The 682-nt window shown below is 53.8% G+C and carries 1 protein-coding gene; it reads right to left on the reverse strand.

What is annotated here, in order from left to right; all coding sequences use genetic code 11:
- Positions 1-642: phage tail sheath subtilisin-like domain-containing protein (locus tag AC0L3J_RS37215; RefSeq protein ID WP_473350408.1), on the reverse strand; the 642-nt coding region annotated here is incomplete at its 3' end.
- Positions 643-682: the final 40 nt, after the last annotated feature.

Consider the following 682-nt stretch of genomic DNA (forward strand, 5'->3'; position numbering starts at 1 on the left):
GTTCGGGAATTTCTGCGTGATGCGGGTTCGCAGCGAATAACGCAGATAACTCAGCGTGGCGATGGTATTCACGTTCAGATAAGACGGATCACTGTCACCGTACTTGTTTGTGCGGTACATCGTGATCATGCGTTCAATCTGCATTTCACCACCATCATTCACGTTAAACGTGGAGATGCCGTCAAACAGCAGCGCATTACGTTCTGACCAGGTGAAACGATCCCCCACCGCAGGCGGCATTCTTCCGGGCAACGTCAGCGTCTGGAGTGGACGCGCCGGGTCGATGGAAAGCGCCTGGCTGGCAACGGCACACAGTGTGGCGGCGTACAGATATGACGGTTCCGGTGCACCGGCAATCCCCATACAGGAAATCAGATGGTCATTACGGCTGACACCAAACGTGGAAATGTCCCCATACGTGCCGGACAGCACTGTCACGGCAAAGCCATCAGCCTGATTGACCGGTCCCCAGCGTTCCTGCAATTCAGTGCGTAACAGATTCAGGTTCGGTTCATCGGTATAGGGCATCACACTATATTTATATTGCAGATCGCCCATTCCCGCGATACTTGCGCTGATATCCGGGTTGCCATTTTTACCGGTGACGGCAGAAGTTCGCGCAGACAGCGGGGATGATGACACCCATGCAGATGTGGTTCTGAGTGCAAAATTTACGGGTGCA

This window comes from Bradyrhizobium sp. Kon37, assembly GCF_055807535.1.